Source organism: Tepidiforma sp. (genome assembly GCF_026419595.1).
In the GTDB taxonomy this organism is placed as follows: domain Bacteria; phylum Chloroflexota; class Dehalococcoidia; order Tepidiformales; family Tepidiformaceae; genus Tepidiforma.
The window spans coordinates 37,648-55,253 of sequence record NZ_JANZZD010000011.1; the positions used below are offsets into that span (position 1 = coordinate 37,648).

General features: G+C 70.4%; 20 protein-coding genes, 1 tRNA gene and 1 riboswitch. Of the genes, 10 read left to right on the forward strand and 11 right to left on the reverse strand.

Features of this window, described 5'->3' with window-relative positions:
* Window positions 1-75: 75 nt before the first annotated feature.
* Complete coding sequence (locus N2041_RS07650) at window positions 76-396, reverse strand: RNA-binding protein (RefSeq protein WP_297677437.1); 321 nt, start codon at window positions 394-396, stop codon at window positions 76-78.
* Window positions 397-653: 257 nt separating this feature from the next.
* Between N2041_RS07650 and N2041_RS07655 the strand changes: the two genes are divergently transcribed.
* Complete coding sequence (locus N2041_RS07655) at window positions 654-869, forward strand: type II toxin-antitoxin system HicB family antitoxin (RefSeq protein ID WP_297677440.1); 216 nt, start codon at window positions 654-656, stop codon at window positions 867-869.
* Window positions 866-1,051, forward strand: coding sequence for a type II toxin-antitoxin system HicA family toxin (locus N2041_RS07660; RefSeq protein ID WP_297677442.1), 186 nt, complete (start codon window positions 866-868; stop codon window positions 1,049-1,051). Before N2041_RS07655 ends, N2041_RS07660 begins: the two co-directional genes overlap by 4 nt.
* 470 nt (window positions 1,052-1,521) lie before the next feature.
* On the opposite strand, the gene panC is transcribed toward N2041_RS07660, so the two are convergent.
* The 5 genes from panC to cysS form a co-directional block, all read right to left on the reverse strand.
* Window positions 1,522-2,331 (reverse strand): pantoate--beta-alanine ligase, encoded by an 810-nt coding sequence (gene panC / locus N2041_RS07665; RefSeq protein ID WP_367187706.1) that lies wholly within the window; start codon window positions 2,329-2,331, stop codon window positions 1,522-1,524.
* 98 nt (window positions 2,332-2,429) lie between these two features.
* On the reverse strand, window positions 2,430-3,272 hold the full coding sequence (gene panB / locus N2041_RS07670; protein ID WP_297677446.1) for a 3-methyl-2-oxobutanoate hydroxymethyltransferase: 843 nt from the start codon (window positions 3,270-3,272) through the stop codon (window positions 2,430-2,432).
* A gap of 37 nt (window positions 3,273-3,309) precedes the next feature.
* Window positions 3,310-3,717: an aspartate 1-decarboxylase gene (panD, locus tag N2041_RS07675; protein ID WP_297677448.1), complete on the reverse strand. Its 408-nt coding sequence runs from the start codon at window positions 3,715-3,717 to the stop codon at window positions 3,310-3,312.
* 296 nt (window positions 3,718-4,013) lie between these two features.
* Window positions 4,014-4,505 carry a hypothetical protein gene (locus N2041_RS07680; RefSeq protein ID WP_297677450.1) on the reverse strand — a complete coding sequence of 164 codons (492 nt, stop codon included), beginning with the start codon at window positions 4,503-4,505 and terminating at the stop codon, window positions 4,014-4,016.
* Window positions 4,506-4,597: 92 nt separating this feature from the next.
* A riboswitch (cyclic di-AMP (ydaO/yuaA leader) is annotated at window positions 4,598-4,735 on the reverse strand.
* 82 nt (window positions 4,736-4,817) lie between these two features.
* The gene (cysS, locus tag N2041_RS07685) at window positions 4,818-6,191 is read right to left on the reverse strand and encodes a cysteine--tRNA ligase (protein WP_297677452.1); all 1,374 of its coding nucleotides are present in this window, start codon (window positions 6,189-6,191) and stop codon (window positions 4,818-4,820) included.
* A 311-nt stretch (window positions 6,192-6,502) separates the two neighbouring features.
* Here cysS and N2041_RS07690 point away from each other — a divergent pair, with 311 nt between their 5' ends.
* The 6 genes from N2041_RS07690 (at window position 6,503) to N2041_RS07715 (ending at window position 10,134) form a co-directional block, all read left to right on the forward strand.
* Entirely contained in the window at window positions 6,503-7,438 is a 936-nt protein-coding gene (locus tag N2041_RS07690) for a lytic transglycosylase domain-containing protein (RefSeq protein ID WP_297677454.1), read from the forward strand.
* A gap of 54 nt (window positions 7,439-7,492) precedes the next feature.
* A tRNA-Thr gene (locus tag N2041_RS07695) sits at window positions 7,493-7,568 on the forward strand.
* Between the two features lie 220 nt (window positions 7,569-7,788).
* Entirely contained in the window at window positions 7,789-8,733 is a 945-nt protein-coding gene (locus N2041_RS07700) for a TerC family protein (RefSeq protein WP_297677456.1), read from the forward strand.
* Window positions 8,734-8,838: 105 nt separating this feature from the next.
* The gene (locus tag N2041_RS07705; RefSeq protein WP_297677458.1) at window positions 8,839-9,546 is read left to right on the forward strand and encodes a PspA/IM30 family protein; all 708 of its coding nucleotides are present in this window, start codon (window positions 8,839-8,841) and stop codon (window positions 9,544-9,546) included.
* Window positions 9,547-9,557: 11 nt separating this feature from the next.
* Window positions 9,558-9,851: a hypothetical protein gene (locus tag N2041_RS07710; RefSeq protein ID WP_297677460.1), complete on the forward strand. Its 294-nt coding sequence runs from the start codon at window positions 9,558-9,560 to the stop codon at window positions 9,849-9,851.
* On the forward strand, window positions 9,841-10,134 hold the full coding sequence (locus N2041_RS07715) for a zinc ribbon domain-containing protein (RefSeq protein ID WP_297677462.1): 294 nt from the start codon (window positions 9,841-9,843) through the stop codon (window positions 10,132-10,134). Before N2041_RS07710 ends, N2041_RS07715 begins: the two co-directional genes overlap by 11 nt.
* Before the next feature lie 15 nt (window positions 10,135-10,149).
* Here the strand turns inward: N2041_RS07715 and N2041_RS07720 are convergent, their stop codons facing one another.
* The 3 genes from N2041_RS07720 to N2041_RS07730 are packed head-to-tail and all read right to left on the reverse strand — an operon-like array spanning window position 10,150 to window position 11,354.
* Window positions 10,150-10,311 carry a hypothetical protein gene (locus N2041_RS07720; RefSeq protein WP_297677464.1) on the reverse strand — a complete coding sequence of 54 codons (162 nt, stop codon included), beginning with the start codon at window positions 10,309-10,311 and terminating at the stop codon, window positions 10,150-10,152.
* Complete coding sequence (locus tag N2041_RS07725; RefSeq protein ID WP_297677466.1) at window positions 10,295-10,600, reverse strand: nucleotidyltransferase family protein; 306 nt, start codon at window positions 10,598-10,600, stop codon at window positions 10,295-10,297. The genes N2041_RS07720 and N2041_RS07725 overlap by 17 nt, the downstream gene beginning before the upstream one ends.
* A gap of 37 nt (window positions 10,601-10,637) precedes the next feature.
* Window positions 10,638-11,354, reverse strand: a complete 717-nt coding sequence (locus tag N2041_RS07730) for a hypothetical protein (RefSeq protein WP_297677468.1) — start codon at window positions 11,352-11,354, stop codon at window positions 10,638-10,640.
* Between the two features lie 168 nt (window positions 11,355-11,522).
* Here N2041_RS07730 and N2041_RS07735 point away from each other — a divergent pair, with 168 nt between their 5' ends.
* Together N2041_RS07735 and N2041_RS07740 are read left to right on the forward strand one after the other, a co-directional pair.
* Window positions 11,523-12,827 carry a thiolase family protein gene (locus N2041_RS07735; RefSeq protein WP_297677470.1) on the forward strand — a complete coding sequence of 435 codons (1,305 nt, stop codon included), beginning with the start codon at window positions 11,523-11,525 and terminating at the stop codon, window positions 12,825-12,827.
* Window positions 12,828-12,991: 164 nt separating this feature from the next.
* The gene (locus tag N2041_RS07740) at window positions 12,992-13,762 is read left to right on the forward strand and encodes a YceI family protein (RefSeq protein ID WP_297677472.1); all 771 of its coding nucleotides are present in this window, start codon (window positions 12,992-12,994) and stop codon (window positions 13,760-13,762) included.
* A 75-nt stretch (window positions 13,763-13,837) separates the two neighbouring features.
* On the opposite strand, the gene N2041_RS07745 is transcribed toward N2041_RS07740, so the two are convergent.
* Window positions 13,838-14,680, reverse strand: coding sequence for a DMT family transporter (locus tag N2041_RS07745; protein ID WP_297677474.1), 843 nt, complete (start codon window positions 14,678-14,680; stop codon window positions 13,838-13,840).
* A 12-nt stretch (window positions 14,681-14,692) separates the two neighbouring features.
* Window positions 14,693-17,353, reverse strand: a complete 2,661-nt coding sequence (gene gyrA / locus N2041_RS07750) for a DNA gyrase subunit A (RefSeq protein ID WP_297677476.1) — start codon at window positions 17,351-17,353, stop codon at window positions 14,693-14,695.
* Window positions 17,354-17,606: the final 253 nt, after the last annotated feature.

A 17,606-nucleotide genomic window follows, 5' to 3' on the forward strand; every position in this document is an offset into this window, starting at 1 on the left:
GAAAAGGACCACCCCCCGCCGGGTCGGGCCGGCGGGGGGTGGTAATTTTAGTCGGAAGTCCCGTCAGGTCGTCGCTTAGTAGCGACCGCCGCCGCCGCCGCCGTAGCCGCCGCGGCTGCCGCCGCCGTAGCCGCCGCCCGAGCGGGGCCGGTCCTCGCGGGGGCGCGCTTCGTTGACGATGAGGGTGCGGCCGCGGAGCTGGCTGCCGTTGAGGGCGCTGATGGCGGCCTCGGCCTGGCCGCGGTCGTCCATTTCGACGAAGCCGAAGCCGCGGGAGCGGCCGGTCTCGCGGTCGGTGACGACCTGGGCAGAGCGGACTTCGCCGTGGGCGGCGAACGCCGCCTGGAGGTCGGAATCCGTGGTTTCGTAGGAGAGGTTGCCGATGTAGAGCTTCATGTGATGCAGGTCCTTTCGCTGCTGGTGAGTCGATGCGGCAGGCCGGCTTCGGGCACGGACGACCACCTGCGACGACTCACGACAGACCAGCGGGAAACGGAACCTGCGAGAGAGAGCGAAAGCGAGCGTGCCTTGGGCTGGCTGGCCCGGGGTTCCCGGGTGCCACGGTTCCACCGTACCACAGGCGGGGGAGGGTGGGAAGGGGGCGTGGTCAACCATCTCGACCGGGGGTAGGATGCCGGTGAGGAGCGTCCCCCATGGCCACATACACTGCCGTTTACGTTCGCGTGCCCGAGGGCTACGTCGCCTTCGTCGAAGAGCTGCCCGGGGTGAACACCCAGGGGAGGACGCTCGACGAGGCGCGCGAAAACCTCCGGGAGGCGCTCGACCTGGTGATCGCTGCGAATCGCGAGCTCGTGGCTCATGACCTTGTCGGCCGGGAGGTCGTCCGGGAGCAGCTGCGCGCCGGATGAACCGGCGCGACCTCGAACGGCATCTCGAAGCGCAGGGCTGCCGTCTGCTCCGCGAGGGCCGACGCCACACAGTGTGGGTGAACCCGCAGACGCGGAGCATTTCGACCGTTCCACGCCATCGCGAGATCAACGAATTCCTCGCACGGAAGATTTGCCGCGACCTCGGGATTGCGGAGCCGTGAGGCGGGGAACCGGGAGGCGGGAGGGCGCTTGAATTCGACGGCCGGGGTGGGCCTCGCCGGCCCTCCGCGGACACGGAGGCCCGCGACGACGGAGTTGGGAGTCGGCAGTCGGGAGTTGGGAGTTGGGAGCTGGGAGCTGGGAGCTGGGAGCTGGGAGCTGGGAGCTGGGAGCTGGGAGCTGGGAGCTGGGAGCTGGGAGCTGGGAGCTGGGAGCTGGGAGCTGGGAGCTGGGAGGGAGCGTACGTCCGGCTTGCGGACCGTCAACGCCCGGCCGATCCGCTTCCCGGCCGCGAGGGGCCGCCTTCTCTCTCCTTCTTCCTTCTTCCTTCTTCCTTCTTCCTTCTTCCTTCTTCCTTCTTCCTTCTTCCTTCTTCCTTCTTCCTTCTCCCTTCTCCCTTCTCCCGGTTCCCTTCTCCCTTCTCCCGGTTCCCTTCTCCCTTCTCCCTTCTCCCGCTTCCCGGCTTCCCGGGTCAGCTGAGTTCGAGGTTGTCGAGGAGGCGGGTGCTGCCGAAGCGGACGACGAGGGAGAGGAGGGCGGGGCGTTCGACGCGGCCTTCGAGTTCGTCGAGCGTTTCGTCGTCGGCGAGGGAGACGTATTCGAGGGCGGCGAGCGGCTCGGCGGCGATGACGCCGCGGACGATGCGGCGGAGCGCTTCGGCGTCGCGTTCGCCGGCGGCCCAGGCGGCGGCCGCGGCATCGAGCGCGCGCTTTACGACGGGCGCGGCGGCGCGCTGCGCGGGCGACAGGTACACGTTCCGCGAGCTCATGGCGAGGCCGTCGGGTTCGCGGACGATCTCGCAGGGGACGATCTCCACGGGCAGGTCGAGGTCGCGCACCATCCGGCGGATGACGCGGAGCTGCTGGGCATCTTTGCGGCCGAAGTAGGCGCGGGTGGGGCTGACCGCGTTGAAGAGCTTGAGGACGACGGTGGCGACGCCGCGGAAGTGGCCCGGGCGGGCCGCGCCCTCCAGCCGCTGCGTCACCCGTTCGACGGTGACGTAGGTCTGGTAGCCGGGCGGGTACATCTCAGCGGCGGAGGGCAGGTAGACGGCATCGACGCCGGCCTCGCGGAGGAGGGCGAGGTCGCGGACTTCGTCGCGGGGGTAGCGTTCGAAGTCCTCGCCGGGGCCGAACTGCGTCGGGTTGACGAAGATGGAGACGACGGTGAGCGGGTTCTCGGCGCGGGAGCGGCGGACGAGGGCGAGGTGCCCGTCGTGGAGGTAGCCCATGGTGGGCACGAAGCCGAGGTCGCCGGGGTGGGCGCGCCGCCAACGCTGCATGGCGGCGGGGCTGGTGAGGATGACGGGTCCGCCGGGGTGCGCGGGCTCGCCGGCGAGGGAGAAGTCGGCGTCGCTGGCGGGCGGCATGGGCGGGCGGGTCAGCCGGCCTGCGCGAGCTCGGCGAGGGTGGCGTCGTCCATCTCGAAGCTGTGCTCGGCGGTGGGGAACTGGCCGCCTTCGACCTCGCCGATGTAGGCGCGGACGGCCTCGCGGATGGCTTCGCCGAGGACGGCGTAGCGCTTCGCGTGCTTGAGCGGCCGGCGGTCGTCGTAGATGCCGAGCATGTCGTGGAGGACCTGCACCTGGCCGTCGCAGTGGGGCCCGGCGCCGATGCCGATGGTGGGGATGGCGATGCGCTCGGTGACCATGCGGGCGAGCGGCGCGGGGATGGTTTCGAGGACGACGGCGAAGGCGCCGGCTTCTTCGAGGGCGCGGGCGTCGGCGATGAGCTTCGCGGCGGCGGCCGGCGTCTTGCCCTGCACCTTGTGGCCGCCGAACTGGTTGACCGACTGCGGGGTGAGGCCGAGGTGACCCATGACGGGGATGCCGGCGTCGACCATGCGGCGGACCAGCGGGGCGAGCTGGCTGCCGCCTTCGAGCTTGACGGCGGTGGCGCCGCCTTCTTTGAGGAGGCGGCCGGCGTTGCGCATCGCCTCATTCGGGTCGGCCTGGTAGCTCATGAAGGGCATATCGGCGACGACGATGGCTTTTTCGGTGGCGCGGACGACGGCGCGGGTGTGGTAGACGATGTCGTCCATGGTGACGGGGATGGTGGAGTCGTAGCCGAGGACGACGGAGCCGAGGGAGTCGCCGACGAGGATGATGGGGATGCCGGCCTGTTCGACGAGGCGGGCGGTGGGGTAGTCGTAGGCGGTGATCATCGCGAACCGCCGCCCCTGGGCTTTCCATTCTTTGAGTTTGTGGATCGAGAGCCGTCCCATGGCCCGGTGCCCCTCCTTCGCGCGGTGCGCGCGGGAATCAGCCGGCGGCGCTGCCGGCGAGTTCGCGCGGGTTGTGGCTGTAGCCGTCGCCCGCTTCGACACTGGTGATGCGGTTGTGGGCATCGACGAAGACGCGGCGGGGCGCGATGGCCTGCGCCTCGGCGTCGGTGAGGTGCTGGTAGGCGATGATGATGACGATATCGCCGCGGTGGACGAGGTGGGCGGCGGCGCCGTTGACGCAGATTTCGCCGGAGCCGCGTTCGCCGCGGATGGCGTAGGTTTCGAGGCGGGCGCCGTTGGTCACGTCGACGACGTGGACCTGTTCGTAGGGGAGGATGTTGGCGGCCTCCATGAGGTCCGGGTCGATGGTGATGGAGCCCTCGTAATCGAGGTTGGCGCCTGTGACGGTGGCGCGGTGGATTTTGCCGCTCATCATCACGCGCATGGTGCTGTCCCCTCCGGCGTGCCGCCGGCCGTTCAGCAAACGTCCCCGCTTCGGTGCGTGCGAGGCGGGGACGACACGGGGCTTGGCAGGGGGCGCACGGGGCGCTGGTTCCGGCTCAACTTCCCGGTCCGTACCGGCCACGCGGGTCCAGGCGGACGCTCGTTGAACGTGCAGGCGGTTCGTGTAGCAGGCTCGACGTCCTTACGGGGATCGCCGGCGGCATGATCGTTTCGATACGGCGAAGCGTTGTCAAGGGGCGAACCGCGGGAGTTCGCGGTCCGCCCCGCGGGGGCGCGTCAGCCGGCTTCGCCGAGGTCGCGGTGGGTGGTTTCGAAGACGATCTGGGTGAGGCGGTTGTGGTGGCGGGCGAGGGCCATTTCGAGGAGGATGGCCTGCTCGCTGAGCTCGATCATCTTCCAGATGTCGATATCGCCGGGGGCGCTGGCCTCGGCGACGAGCTCGTCGATCTTGCGCGAGAACGCTTCGTGCTCTTCGCGCTGCTGGTCGACGCGGGGCATGAGCCGGGGTTCGAGCATCTCGGCGAGGTTGAGGGGCGAATCGGGGAGCTCGGCGCTCCAGATGTGGTGGCGGATGGCGGCGCGGGCGTCGGTGACGGCCTGGCGGAAGGCGCTCTGCCACGCCTGCGGCTGGTTGGCATGGAAGGGGAGCCGGGCGGCGTGGCGGAGCAGGTCGCGGGCCTCGGCGAGGGGGTCGCGGATGGTGAAGACGGAGCCATCCGCCTGGAGCGGAGCGAAGGTGCCGGAATAGGACGTGGGTGCTGAAGTCATGGCAGAACCTCCTGGCGATGCCGTCGTGGGGCCGCGCCGCGCCTCCGGTGGGAGGGCCGGCGGGCCTGTTCGGATTCCGGGGAGGGCCGGGGCGGTGCCCTCCGAACGCCTGCGGGGTTAGCTGACGGGTTCGGCGTCGGAAGTCGCCTATGCGCCTGCTCGCGCAATACACCCCAGGGAGTGGTTCCCCCGCCCCCGCCGGCTGCGGCGGGGTTCGGCACGAGTCACCGTATCACGGGCGGGGCGCGGCGTGTGCTACGAACTGCCTGTTTCGGCGTTGCAATCGCATAACAATCGGGCCGGCGGGGCGGCTCAGCGCTCGCTCCAGGTGGTGCCGTCGGGGCTGTCCTTGAGGTCGATGCCGAGGTCGGCGAGGCGGTCGCGGATGCGGTCGGCGAGGGCCCACTGCTTCGCGGCGCGCAGCTCGGCGCGGAGTTCGACGAGGAGGTCGATGAAGGGCGCGGCTTCGCGGCGGCGGCCGGCGGGGGCCTGGAGGGTGAGGCCGAGGACGCCGCACAGTTCGCGGAGCACACCCTGGGCGGGGGCGACATCGCCGCCGGCGGCGGCGGCGCGGTTGATCTCGCGGGCGAGTTCGAAGAGGGCGGCGAGGGCGCGCGGCGTGTTGAGGTCGTCGTCCATGGCTTCGATGAAGCGGGCGCGGACGGCTTCGTGGTCGATGCCGGCGGGCTGGCTGCCGCCGGGGGCGAAGGCGGCATGGCGGAGGCGCTCGGCGCCGGCCTTCGCGGCTTCGAGGGCCTCTTCGGAGTAGGTGACGGGGCTGCGGTAGTGGCTGGTGATGACGAAGAGGCGGAGGGCATCGGCGCCGTACCGGTCGAGGGCCTCCTGGATGGAGACCAGGTTGCCGATGGACTTCGACATCTTTTCGCTGCCGAGCTGGAGGAGGGCGTTGTGCATCCAGATGCGGGCGAAGGGGGGCTTGCCGGTGTAGGCCTCGGTCTGGGCGATTTCGTTGGTGTGGTGGGGGAAGATGAGGTCCATCCCGCCGCCGTGGATGTCGATCTGCTCGCCGAGGGTTTCGAGGGCCATGGCGGAGCACTCGATGTGCCAGCCGGGGCGGCCGGGGCCCCACGGGCTTTCCCAGCTCGGCTCGCCGGGCTTGGCAGCCTTCCAGAGGGCGAAATCGAGCGGGTCCTCTTTGTGCTCGGTGGGGTCGACGCGGGCGCCGGCGCGGAGGTCATCGATATCGCGCTTGGCGAGGGCGCCGTACCGCTCGGCGCCGAAGGCCCGGACGCGGTAGTAGACATCGCCGCCAGCAGCGTAGGCGAAGCCCTTCGCGATGAGGCCGTCGATGAAGCGGATGATCTGGGGCATCACCTGGGTGACGCGGGGGTACTGGTGGGCGGGGAGGACGTTCATCGCCGCGAGCTGGGCGAGGTACTGGCGGATGTTCTGCTCGGCGAGCTCGGCCATGGGGATGCCGAGGCGGTTGGCGCGCTCGATGAGCTTGTCGTCGATATCGGTGAAGTTCTGGATGTGGCGGACGGGGATGCCGCGCCAGTCGAGGTAGCGGCGGAGGGTATCGAAGACGATAGCGTGGAGGGCGTGGCCGACGTGTGCTTCGGAGTAAGGCGTGATGCCGCAGACGTAGATGCGCACGACGCCGTCATCGCCGACGGGCGGGAGGAGCGGCTTGCGCGAGGTGGAGAGCGTATCCGTCAGCTGCATCTCGGGCCCCCTGGGTGGTCGCTCCAGTGTAACGGAGGGCGGCGTTGCGGCACGTTCGGGGGCGGCGCTGGCGCGGGTCGTGGGAATTCCGGGCATGACTCGTGGTGGCGGGCGTATTGCCTGTTAGCGGGCTGCTGTGCGAACCTCAGGGGCACCCTTGGCGGGGTGAACAGGCGCGTCCGCCCCCGGCCCGGATTCCCCGGTCCGGCCCCTGCGCCCCGGGCTGGCGCGCTGAGACTGCCTATGGGAAACGGAAGTTACGTGGAGACCGCCGCGTGACGGCCCGGCTTCGCGAGGAGCCGGTGCGCGTCATGAGCAGGCTCGCAACGTGGGCTGATTACGGCCTTGCCGTGGCCCTGGCGCTGTGCCGGGGGCTCCGCCTGCCCGCGAAATCCGACGCCGCCCTGCTCCAGCCCGCTTTCGAACCGGCGTACGCCGCCGAGGCGTGCGGCTGCGCGCGGCCCGCAGGCGCGCCGGCGGCGCTCGCCCCGCGCTGGCGGGAGGAGCCGCCGGCCCGGCAGGAGCCGCAGCGGCAGCCGTGGTTCGTGCGGCCGGCGGAAGTGCTGATGCTGAGCCTCGCGTTCTTCCTCGCGGCGCACCTCGTGGGCGGCGGCACGCCGGAGGCGCGGGCGCCGCAGGTGGGCTTCGCGCTGGCGGCGGCGCTGCCCGCGCCGGCGCGCGTCATCGAAGTCCGGCCGTCGAACGTCATCACCGACACGACGGCGGCTGCCGCGGAGGCGGACGCGCCGGCAACAGCGGCGGCTGCCGCAGAAGAGCCCCGGCCGGCCCCGGCGCCCGCGACGACGAACGCTGCGGCGAGCAGCGCGCCGGCCCCGGCGCCGTCGCCTGCGGCGCCCCCGGCCGCGCGGGAGGAGCCGGCCGCATCCCCGGCGCCTGCGCCGGCGCCCGCGGTGGCGCCGCCGGCAGCGAGCCTGCCGCCGCTGACCTACGCGCAGGTGATCGCGTTCGCGATCGAGGCGGGCTGGCCGGCGGAGCTGGCGGACAGCGTGGCGCGGGTCGCCTGGTGTGAGAGCCGGTTCCGGCCGGATGCGGTGGGCTACGGGGCGTACGGGCTGATGCAGGTGATCCCGCTCTGGTTCGAGTACGCGGGGCTGAGCTTCGAGCAGTGGGCCGACCCGGTGGCGAACCTGAAGGCGGCGCTGGCGGCGTTCCGCTATAGCGAGGCGCAGGGCCACAAGCCGTGGTCGGCGTGGAGCTGCAAGCCGGAGGCGATCACGATCCCGTAAGGGGCGGGACGGATTCACCGAAGGCGGCGGGCGCGGTAGGATGATGGGCAGCGGGCCTCGATAGCTCAGCTGGTAGAGCGAGCGATTCGTAATCGCTAGGTCCAGGGTTCGAGTCCCTGTCGAGGCTCCACGTACTATTTCGCTGGCGGCTTGACGCGTTCGCGGCCGGGCCGCTACGGTGGAAAGGCAAGGGGGAGTAGCCGTCACCCGCTCCCCGGGAGACCGCGAGGGTCGTCACCACGCGCGCTGAGCGCCGGCCCCGCGAGGCGAGACCTTCGCCTGGTAAGACCCTGGCACATCCTGCACGGAGGATGCGGCCGGGGTTTTTTTGCTGGCCGCGAAGGGCACCCATGACCGACCTCTTACCCTGGCTCATCTTTGCCGGCCTCGTCGCCGGCATGCTCGCGCTCGACCTCGGCGTCTTCCACCGGGACGCCCACGCCGTCTCGCGGCGGGAGGCGCTGGCATGGAGCGCGGCCTGGATTGGGCTGGCCCTGGCGTTCAACGCCGGGGTCGTCTTCTTCCGCGGCGGCGAGGCCGGCGTGGAGTGGGTGACCGGCTACCTGATCGAGAAATCGCTCAGCGTCGATAACGTCTTCGTCTTCCTGCTCATCTTCTCGGCGTTCGCGGTGCCGCCGGCCTACCAGCACCGGGTGCTCTTCTGGGGCATCCTCGGGGCGGTGCTCATGCGGGCGGTGCTCATCGCGGCCGCAGGCTTCCTCATCCACACGCTCCATTTCGTCATCTACCTCTTCGGCGCGTTCCTCATCTTCACGGGCATCAAGTTCCTGCGGGACCAGGAGCACACGCCGGACCTGGAGAAGAACCGGTTCGTGCGGCTGGCGCGGCGGCTCTTCCCGGTGACGGCGCGGTACGAGGGGCAGAAGTTCTTCGTCCGGCGGGAGGGGGTGTTGTACGCGACGCCGCTCTTCCTCGTGCTCGTGCTCGTGGAGAGCACGGACCTCGTGTTCGCGGTGGACAGCATCCCGGCGATCTACGCGGTGACGAGCGACCCGTTCATCGTGTTCACCTCGAACATCTTCGCCATCCTCGGGCTGCGGGCGCTCTACTTCGTGCTCGCCGGCTACCTCGGCGGGCTGCGCTTCCTGAAGCCGGCGCTCGCGGCCATCCTCGTCTTCGTCGGCACGAAGATGCTGATCGTCGACCTCTACAAGGTGCCGTCGCTGGCGAGCCTCGGCGTCATCGTGGGCATCCTCGCGGTGGCGCTGCTGGCCTCGTGGCGGTGGCCGAAGACGGCGCCCGCGCCGGCCGCGGAGGCCGCGCATGGGCATTGACACCGGGTTCCCCGGCCTTCCGGTACGATCGAATGGTGCCGAAGACTGCACCCGTCCGGGAGACCGTGACCAGCACGACAGCAGCAGGAAAGGAGTCGACCCCCGATGTGGAAACGGCTGACGGCCATCTTCCAGGCCAAGGCGAACAAGGCGCTCGACCGGCTCGAGGATCCGCGCGAGATGCTCGACCTGAGCTATGAGAAGCAGGTGGAGATGCTGCGCGATGTGAAGCGCGGCATCGTGGAGGTGACCGCGGCGCGGCGGCGGCTCGAGCTGCAGGCCGAGGAGCTGCGCGCGAAACTGCCGACCTTCGATGCGCAGGCGATGCAGGCGCTGAAGGCGGGCCGCGAGGACCTCGCCCGCATCGCGCTCGAACGGAAGGCCTCGACGCAGGCGCAGGTCGAGAGCTTCGAGGCGCAGGTGGCGAACCTCAAGGCCGAACAGGAGCAGCTCGTGCAGGCGGAGCAGCGGCTGCAGGCGAAAGTCGAAGCCTTCCGCACCCGGAAGGAGGTGCTGAAGGCGCAGTACACGGCGGCGAAGGCGACCGTCCGCATCGGCGAAGCGGTGACCGGGCTTTCGGAGGAGATGACCGACGTGGGCTACGCCATCCAGCGGGCGGAGGACCGAACGGCCCAGCTGAAGAGCCGCGGCCAGGCGATCCAGGAGCTGCTCGAGAGCGGCGTGCTCGAGGATTCGCTCGATGGGAAGACGGGCATCGACCGGGAGCTGGAAGCGCTCGGCCGGCAGGCGACCATCGACGCCGAGCTGGAGCGGCTGCGGGCCGCGGTCGCAGCGGAAGGGGGTGCGCGGTGATCGTGCGGCTGATGGGACGCGGCCAGTGGCGGCTCGATGATGCGCTCATCGACGAGCTGAACCGGATCGATGCCGCGCTCGACGAGGACATCAACCGGGGCGACGCGACGGAGTTCCGGGCACACCTCGAAGCGATGCACCGGCTCATCGAGGAGCGGGGCGAGCCGCTGCCGGCGGACGAAATCGTGCCCTCCGATGCGTTCGTGCCGCCGGCGGATTGCTCGCTGGAGGAGCTGCGGAAGCTGATGGACCCGGACGGGCTCATCCCGGGCGGGCCGTCGGGGGTGGCTGCCGATGGTCGATGAGCTGTTCGAGGTGTTCGAGGAGCTCTTCGAACGCCGGAACAAGAAAAAGAAGAAGGAGAAGGAGGGGAAGGCCGCGAAGGGCGGCCATGCCGCCGCCCCGGCTGCCCCGCCGATCTTCTGCGTCGATTGCGGGGCGCGGAACGAGGGGGGCGCGCGCTTCTGCATGGAGTGCGGCGCGCTGCTCCCGAGCCCGGGAGAAGAGCTGCGCTGTCTCAGCTGCAACGCGCAGCTGCCGCTGAAGGCGAAGTTCTGCCCGCGCTGCGGGACGAAGGCGGCGGTCTAGGCCGCGCCGGCCTGTTCAGGCGGCGTTGAGTTCGGCCCGCAGCCGCGCGGCAGCGGCCCGGAGGACCGGCATGGCCTCGCGGACGGCCTCGTAGACGCGTCGGGCCTGCGCCTCGTCGAGGCGGGCGAGGGCGCGCTCCAGCTTTTCGACGGCGACCCGGCTACGCTGCGACGGCATGGTGGAGTTCGATGCCCTCCCGTTCGATGGCGGCGCGGAGCGCCTCGGGCGCATCGTCGAGGCGGACGACGTCGAGCTGGAGGAGGGTCGGCGCTTCGTCGAGGGCGGCGAGGATGTCGTCCCAGGCGACCGGGTCGGCGCCGGGCGCTTCGATGGCGAGGTCGACGTCGGAGCGCTCGCGGGCATCGCCGCGGGCGCGGGAGCCGAAGAGGACGATGCGGCGGACGTGGGGGTCGCTGCCGAGGCGGTTGACGACCCAGTCGGCGATGGCGCGGGTGCGCGGGTCCACGGGGGGAGTGTAGGAGAAGCCGCGGCGTGGGCGGGGCTCAGCGGATGGTGAAGGAGCCCGCGGCAATGGTCACCCAGCGGTAAGTGGATAGGTTCCTCGCATTGACCGTGATGTCGTAACGGCCGGTCACAGGGTCCCGCAAGTAGAGGAAATCGGCGGGCCAGTCGAATTCGACGGAATCGCCGTCGTAATAGAGGTAGTCCCAATCGGTGTCCGGCAGCGCGTTGGGCGGGTCCACTTCGACCTCGATCTCGATCGGATAGTCGAAGTCCGCAAAGAAATCGGTTTCGACCGTAATCGTGAAGAGCGTCCGCCAGCCCCAGGACGAGCATTCGACGGTCACCACGAAGCCGTAGGAGGCAGGGATGTCGAACGAGCCTCTGCACGACTCGACGGTCTCGCCGCCGGACCCCGGGGGCGGGTAATACCCCGGCGGGGACCAAGGTGTGGGCGGGACGTACGGCGGCGGCGGGACGTAGGGCCGCGGCGTCGGCGTTGGCGTGGGGGTTGGCGGGCGCGGCGTCGGCGTCGGCGTCGGCGGGACTGGCGTGGGTGTCGGGGTGGCGGTGGGCGTCGGGGTGGGCGTGGGCGTGCGCGTCGGCGTCGGCCTCGGGGTGGGCGTGGCGGTCGGGGTGGGCGTGGCGGTCGCCGTGGGGGTCGGGGTCGGCGCGGGGTCGCTGCCGGGCAGGCAGGCGGCGCCGCCGAGGACAGCGATCAGCGCAACGAGGAGGGCCTGCAGCAGCCGGCGGCGCATGACGGCTGCGGATGATAGCAGGGGAACGCGTCATCCCCTGTCGCGCTGCGGCGACGCGCGTGTTCAAACGGCGGCGATTCGCATTCTGCGGCCGATGCCCTATCATGCTCGGGATTGCGGGCCGGTTTCCCCGGCCCAGCCCGGCAACCCCAGGAAGAAGGAACAGCCTTGGAACTTCAGAACGTCGTCATCGTCGATGGTGTCCGCTCCGCGTTCGCGCGCGGCGGGCGCGGCAAGCTCGTCGCCACCCGGCTCGATGAAGCGGGCGCGCAGGTGCTCCGCGCGCTGCTGGAGCGCAACCCGAAGGTGAAGCCCACGATGGTCGAAGATATCGGCCTCGGCAACGTGCAGGGCGCGGGTGAGCTCGCGGGCATCGGCGCGGACACCATCGCGCGGCTCGCCGGCCTGCCGGCCGAAATCTCCGCCTTCGATACGAACCGCCAGTGCGGTTCGAGCATGGAGGTGCTGCACCGCATCGCGCAGTCGATCGCCGTCGGCGCGACGGAGTGCGGCATCGCGATGGGCGCGGAGCGGATGGGCCGCGGGCTCGGCGGCGGCCAGCGCGGCCCGACGACCCGGATCACGGAGTTCAACCGCCGCCGGCTCGAGCAGACGCCGGAGCAGCGGAACATGGCGCCGGACCACTTCGAGAACTTCTCCGTGCCGTTCCCGGATGCCATCCTCGACTACTCACCGGTCCTCTCGATGGTGCAGACCGCCCAGAACGTGGCCGAGGTCTACAACCTGAGCCGGGAGGAGATGGACCAGTTCGCGGTGGAGAGCCACCGGAAGGCCGTCGCCGCCTACGAGAAGGGCGTCTACAAGGACGAGATCATCCCGCTCGAGGTGGAGGACCCGGTCTTCGATGCCGAGGGCAACTGGGTCGAATCGGAGCGGGGGAAGATGATCGTCTTCGACCGCGATGAGTGCATCCGGCCGGGCACGAACATCGAAGCGCTGAGCCAGCTGCCGCCGGTGAAGGGCATCGTCAGCCCGACGGGGCAGGAGCTGCGCATCACGGCCGGCAACAGCTGCCCGACGAACGACGGCATCAGCGCGGTGCTGCTGATGAGCGAGAAGAAGGCGCTCGAGCTCGGCCTCGAGCCGCTCGCCCGGATTGCGGGCTACGGCATCGCGGGTGTGAAGCCGCAGGTGATGGGCCTCGGCCCGGTCCCCTCGACGAAGAAGGCGCTCCGCCATGCGGGCATCGAGGCCGACCAGATCGACCGGGTCGAGTTCAACGAGGCGTTCGCCGCGCAGGTCATCCCCTCCTGCAAGGAGCTGGGCATCCCGCTGGAGAAGGTGAACGTGAACGGCGGCTCGATCGCCATCGGCCACCCGCTCGGCGCGACCGGCGCCCGGCTCGTGCTGACCGTCGCGCACGAACTGCGCCGTTCGGGCAAGCGCTACGGCCTCGCGACCCAGTGCATCGGCGCGGGCATGGGCATCAGCACCATCATCGAGGCGCTCTAGCCCTCCGCACCGGGTTCGAACCTCATGCGCGGCGCCGGGAATCCTCCCGGCGCCGCGTTCCGTTCGGCCGCGCGGCCGCGCTTTACCGGGGTAAAGACGCCTGACCGTTCCCGCGGCGCCCCTGCGCGAAGATAGGCGGGACATCCGAGTCCCGGGAGCCGCTCATGAATCGGAAGCTGCTGATGTTCGGCGGGGGAGGGCTGGCGGTCGCGGCCATCGCCGCCTTCGCCGCCTGGTTCTTCTTCATCCGGAGCGACGCGCCGGAAGCGGTGTCGCTCGAAGGTGCGCTCGAGACGCTGCGCACGCCGACGGCGGCGGGGCAGGCTGGCGCGGGCTCGACGCCGGCCGCCGGCGCGACGGCCCAGCCCGGCAGCGGGGGCGGCAGCAGCGCGGCCGGCGGCATCGACGGCGCCTGGGGCATCGCCCCGGCCGGCGAGACGTTCGTCGGCTACCGGGTGCAGGAGGAGCTCGCGCAGATCGGCGCGGTGACCGCGGTGGGCCGCACCTCCGACGTCCGGGGGACGGTGACCATCCAGGACGGCACGGTGCAGCCGGGGAGTTCGTTCACGGCGAACCTGCAGACGCTCCGCAGCGACCGTTCGCAGCGGGACAACGCGCTCCGGCGGCAGGCGCTGGAGACGGACCTCTTCCCGAACGCGACCTTCACGCTGAAGGAAGCGGTGCGGCTGCCGGCCGGGTTCGCGAACGGCGAGGCGTTCAGCACGACGCTCAAGGGCGCGCTCGAGCTGCACGGGGTGACGCGCGACGTGGAGATCCCGGCGCAGGCGAAGGTGGAGAACGGCCTCATCGTCGTGGTGGGGTCGATCGAGATCAAATTCGCCGACTACAACATCGCGCAGCCGCGGGCGGCGATCGTGCTGAGCGTCGAGGACAAAGGCGTCATGGAGTTCCAGCTCTTCCTCCAGAAGCAGTAAGGCGGGGCCGAGCCCTGCGCACGTCGCACCGGGGGCGCGGCGCCGCGCCCCCGGTTTCGCGTGTGCCGGAGGGCGTCAGGCGGAGATGAGGGCGACCCCGGCGAGGGCGAGGGCAGCGCCGAGGATGCGCCGCGGGGTGAAGCGTTCGCCGCCGACGAGCCGGGCGAGCAGGAGCGTCTGCACCGGGTAGAGCGAGCCGAGGACGGAGGCGATGGCGACGTTGCCGCGGGCGGTGGCGAGGGCGAAGGAGAGGTTCGCCGCGGTATCGATGGCGCCGATGGCGGAGAGGCGGAGGCCGGGAAGCGCGCCGGGCCAGCGGAGCGCGCCGGCCGCCGCGCCGACGGTGCCGGTGAAGATCGCCGCGCCGATGCGGGCGAAGAGGACGGCGACGAGCGCATCGCCATCGCTGGCGGCGCCGCGGTCGATGAGGAGGAAGAAGACGCCGAAGCCGGCCGCCGCCGCGAGGCCGAGGACGACGGGCTGGAGGTGGCGGCCGCCGGCGAAGAGGCGGCCCTCGGCCGGGAGCGAGACGAGGATGATGCCGGCGAAGGCGAGCGCCATCCCGGCGAGGGCTGCGGGCCCCGGCGCATCGCCCGCGATGAGCGCGGCAGCGACGGGGATGACGGCGCCGCAGGCGGAGAGCGGCGCGACCACCGCAGATTCGCCGAGGGAGAGGCCTTTGTAGAGGGCGAGACCGCCGAAGCTCGTGGCGAGGCCGGCGGCAAGCCCCCAGCTGAGCGCGCTGCCCGAGACGCCGGCCCCGCTGATGAGCAGCGCCGCCGTGAGGAGCACGACGGCGGAGGCGTGGGCGGCGAAGCCGACCGTGAAGACGGGGAGGCGGGTGGTGAACCGGCCGCCGAGGAAATCGGAGGTGCCCCAGGCAAGCGCCGCCCCGAGCCCGAGGAGGATGGACGTCACCGGGCGGGGGCGCTAGGCGCCGGCGTCATCGGCCGGGTCGCCGTCTGCGCCGTTCGCATCGGGGTCGTCGTCGAGGTCGAGCGGGAGCGTCTCGTTCAGGTTCGCATCGGGGCCGGCGCCATTGGCGGCCGGGCGGGCGCGGCCGCGGCCTTTCGCCTCGTCGTCGGACATGGTGAAGGCGGCGATGCTGGCGACGGCGTCGCCTTCGTTGACGCGCATGACGGTGACGCCCTGGGTGTTGCGGCCGATGCGGCTGATGCCGTCGACGCGGGTGCGGACGACGATGCCTTCGCGGGTGACGAGCATGAGGTCCTGCCCGGGGGTGACCATGCGGCAGGCGGCGACCTTGCCGGTCTTCTCGGTGATGTTGAGGGTCTTGACGCCCTGGCCGCCGCGGCCCTGCACCGGGTATTCGTCGATGGCGGTGCGCTTGCCGAACCCGCGCTCGGAGATGATGAGGAGGTCGGAGCCGTCGTCGGTGGTTTCGACGCCGACGACGTAGCCATCGCCGGTGAGCTTCATGCCGCGGACGCCGCCGCTGGTGCGGCTGGCATCGCGGAGGTCGTCGATTTTGAAGCGGATCGCCATGCCTTCGCTGGAGACGAGGATGACGTGCGTCTCGTTGGTGGCGGCGCGGGCGGCGATGAGCTGGTCATCGGGCTCGAGGTTGAAGGCGATTTTGCCGTTGCGGCGGACCTCTTCGAATTCGGAGAGGCGGGTCTTCTTGATTTCGCCTTTGCGGGTGGCGAGGAGGATGAAGTCGCGGTCGTAGCTGCGGACGGGGAGGATGGCGGTGACGCGCTCGCCGGGCTCGACGTCGATGAGGTTGACGATGGGGAGGCCCTTCGCCTGCTTCTTGGTATCGGGCACGTCGAAGGCGCGGAGGTGGTAGACCTTGCCGCGGTCGGTGAAGAAGAGCAGGTTGTCGTGGCTGTCGCAGACGACGAGCTTCATGACGGCGTCTTCTTCGCGGATGGCGGCCCCGCGGGCGCCCTGGCCGCCGCGGCGCTGGCGGCGGAACTCCTCGAGCGGCATCCGCTTGATGTAGTTGCGGATGCTGAGGGTGACGACGCAGTCCTGGTGGGGGATGAGGTCTTCTTCTCGGAAGTCCTCGGGGTCGGCTTCGACGATTTCGGTGCGGCGGGGGTCGCCGTACTTCTTCTTGAGCTCCTGCATGTCGTCGCGGATGAGGAAGTCGATCTTCCGCGGGTTGGCGAGGAGGTCTTCGAGCTCGGCGATCTTCTTGATGAGCTCTTCGTATTCGGAGAGGAGGGCCTGCCGTTCGAGGCCGGCGAGGCGCCGGAGCTGCATATCGACGATGGCGCGGGCCTGGACTTCGGAGAAGGTGAACGGGTTGCGCTGGGCGAGGGCGCGGATGCCGGCGGGGCTGTTGGCGGGCAGCCGCTCGAGCTGGACGAGGCCGTTGCCCTGCAGGAGCTCGATGGCGTGCTGGGCGGATTCGGAGGCGCGGATGGTGGCGATGACCGCATCGATGAGGTCGATGGCGCGCAGGAGGCCCTGGAGGATGTGCTCGCGCTCGCGGGCCTTTTCGAGCTGGAACTCGGTGCGCCGGCGGATGACGTCGCGGCGGTGGTCGATGAACAGTTCGAGGGCGCGCTTGAGGCCGAGGCGCCGGGGCGCGCCGTCGACGATGGCCATCATGTTGATGGCGAAGGTGGAGCGCATCGCGGTGTGCTTGAAGAGCAGGTTTTTCACCTGCTGGACGGAGCCTTCTTTCTTGAGCTCGATGACGATGCGCATGCCGTTCCGGTCGGATTCGTCGCGGAGGTCGGCGATGCCGTCGATTTTCCGGTCGCGCACCAGGTCGGCGATTTTCTCGATGAGCTGGGCTTTGTTCACCTGGTAGGGGAGTTCGGTGACGATGATGCTGGTGCGGCCGCGGCTCGATTCTTCGACGTGGGTGCGGGCGTGCATGGTGATGCGGCCGTGGCCTTCGCCGTAGGCGGTGCGCAGCTGGGCGCGGTCCTTGCCGACGAGCGCGATGCCGTAGGTGGGGAAATCGGGGCCCTGGATGACGGTGAGGAGGTCATCGAGGGTGGTGGTCTCCGGATTTTCGATGAGCATGGAGACGGCATCGGCGATTTCGCCGAGGTTGTGCGGCGGGATGCTCGTCGCCATGCCGACGGCGATGCCGGCCGAGCCGTTGAGGAGGAGGTTGGGGATGCGGGCCGGGAGGATGGAAGGCTGCTCGTGGCGGCCGTCGTAGTTCGGTTCGAAGTCGACCGTGTTCTGGTCGATATCGGCGAGCATTTCTTCGGCGATGGCCGACATGCGGGCTTCGGTGTAGCGCATGGCGGCGGGCGGGTCGCCATCGACGGAGCCGAAGTTGCCCTGCCCATCGACGAGGGGGTAGCGCAGGGAGAAATCCTGCGCCATGCGGACGAGGGTGTCGTAGACCGCCTGGTCGCCGTGGGGGTGGTATTTCCCCATGACGTCGCCGACGGTGGCGGCGGATTTGCGGTAGGCGGTGCCTGCCCGTGCGCCGCCTTCGTACATGCCCCAGAGGATGCGGCGCTGGACGGGCTTGAGGCCGTCGCGGACGTCCGGGAGGGCGCGCGAGACGATCACGCTCATCGCGTAATCGAGGTAGCTCGTGCGCATCTCCTGTTCGATCTGGACAGGGCGGATTTGCGACGTCGGTTCGATGGACAAGGGCAGCTCCGGGGCAGGCTGGGGCAGGGGAAATGGTTGAAGTTATTGTACCATTTTGGCAGGTTCGGGGGAGGGGACGGAGGGTGGAGGTTGAAGGCTGGAGGTTGGAGGTAACGCCTCCCGGTTCCCGCTTCCCGGGGACATCCGTTGGGCGCATGGCGCCCCGCGGGGACGGTGCCCCGCGATTACGGTTGGAGGTTGACGGCAACCCGCACGGGCGCACGCTCTCTCCCACCTCCCACCTTCCAACTCC

Excerpts from the sequence above, each read along its gene's own strand:
- N2041_RS07690 (WP_297677454.1), top strand. The coding sequence starts at position 6,503 with ATGAGCAGGCTCGCAACGTGGGCTGATTACGGCCTTGCCGTGGCCCTG.
- N2041_RS07680 (WP_297677450.1), bottom strand. The coding sequence starts at position 4,505 with ATGACTTCAGCACCCACGTCCTATTCCGGCACCTTCGCTCCGCTCCAG.
- cysS (WP_297677452.1), bottom strand. The coding sequence starts at position 6,191 with ATGCAGCTGACGGATACGCTCTCCACCTCGCGCAAGCCGCTCCTCCCG.
- N2041_RS07710 (WP_297677460.1), top strand. The coding sequence starts at position 9,558 with ATGGGACGCGGCCAGTGGCGGCTCGATGATGCGCTCATCGACGAGCTG.
- N2041_RS07720 (WP_297677464.1), bottom strand. The coding sequence starts at position 10,311 with ATGCCGTCGCAGCGTAGCCGGGTCGCCGTCGAAAAGCTGGAGCGCGCC.
- N2041_RS07655 (WP_297677440.1), top strand. The coding sequence starts at position 654 with ATGGCCACATACACTGCCGTTTACGTTCGCGTGCCCGAGGGCTACGTC.
- panD (WP_297677448.1), bottom strand. The coding sequence starts at position 3,717 with ATGCGCGTGATGATGAGCGGCAAAATCCACCGCGCCACCGTCACAGGC.
- panB (WP_297677446.1), bottom strand. The coding sequence starts at position 3,272 with ATGGGACGGCTCTCGATCCACAAACTCAAAGAATGGAAAGCCCAGGGG.
- N2041_RS07740 (WP_297677472.1), top strand. The coding sequence starts at position 12,992 with ATGAATCGGAAGCTGCTGATGTTCGGCGGGGGAGGGCTGGCGGTCGCG.
- N2041_RS07715 (WP_297677462.1), top strand. The coding sequence starts at position 9,841 with ATGGTCGATGAGCTGTTCGAGGTGTTCGAGGAGCTCTTCGAACGCCGG.
- N2041_RS07730 (WP_297677468.1), bottom strand. The coding sequence starts at position 11,354 with ATGCGCCGCCGGCTGCTGCAGGCCCTCCTCGTTGCGCTGATCGCTGTC.
- N2041_RS07660 (WP_297677442.1), top strand. The coding sequence starts at position 866 with ATGAACCGGCGCGACCTCGAACGGCATCTCGAAGCGCAGGGCTGCCGT.
- N2041_RS07700 (WP_297677456.1), top strand. The coding sequence starts at position 7,789 with ATGACCGACCTCTTACCCTGGCTCATCTTTGCCGGCCTCGTCGCCGGC.
- N2041_RS07650 (WP_297677437.1), bottom strand. The coding sequence starts at position 396 with ATGAAGCTCTACATCGGCAACCTCTCCTACGAAACCACGGATTCCGAC.
- panC (WP_367187706.1), bottom strand. The coding sequence starts at position 2,331 with ATGCAGCGTTGGCGGCGCGCCCACCCCGGCGACCTCGGCTTCGTGCCC.
- N2041_RS07705 (WP_297677458.1), top strand. The coding sequence starts at position 8,839 with ATGTGGAAACGGCTGACGGCCATCTTCCAGGCCAAGGCGAACAAGGCG.